The following is a 698-nucleotide window of genomic DNA, read 5'->3' on the forward strand; positions in this document are numbered from 1 at the left end:
GCTATTAACTGGGAAATAGGAATAACAGAGAAGTAAGAGTGCGCCCGGTTTGGTGGCACTCTTGATTTCAGATTACTTCAAATGCTTATCCAAGAAGGGCGCGACTTTCTCCATTGCCATGCCAACTGCTTGTGGATGGTCATACAACTCATAGTGAGACCAGTTCTCTAGATCAACTAGCTGGCGATCCTTTGATGCGACAGCTCGACCATAAACCTCCTGCCCATCGCGATAAGCGCCAAACGCTCCCACTTTTTGACCAATCACGGTCATCACTGGTTGAGTTAATAAAGTTTCAGTGAAGGCAAAAGCATCCCAACTTAGGGTTTTCTGAGCATGAGAAAACAACATGCGCGTGGCTCCGCCTTCAGTCTGTCCGCGAGGCGTTTTATAGTAGTCAGTCGCCTCAAACACATCGCGCTCCGTTAAGCCATTTGCTTTGGCAAACTCTAGGCTTGGTGGAAGAAGTTCGTTGACTTGTAATTCTCCGCCGCGAGCTTCAGCGGTACGCTGTGCCGCCATTGCTTCCAGCGTGCCGTTTGGGTTGTATAAGCTGAATCCTTCACGGAATAAGCGTCCCACATTGACTGGCGTAATGCCAACTACCGCTTTCAAACGTTTTTCTGTTAAAGCGGCACTGATGACATAAGCCCCGCCACCGCAAATTCCCAAGCCACCAATTCGAGTTTCATCGACAT

At 48.9% G+C, this 698-nt stretch carries 1 protein-coding gene; it reads right to left on the minus strand.

What is annotated here, in order from left to right; all coding sequences use genetic code 11:
* Positions 1-72: 72 nt before the first annotated feature.
* On the minus strand, positions 73-698 hold a 626-nt coding region (locus tag R7Q11_RS26430), incomplete at its 5' end, for an alpha/beta hydrolase (protein ID WP_225467028.1).

The sequence above is a fragment of the Vibrio sp. 970 genome, from assembly GCF_033339075.1.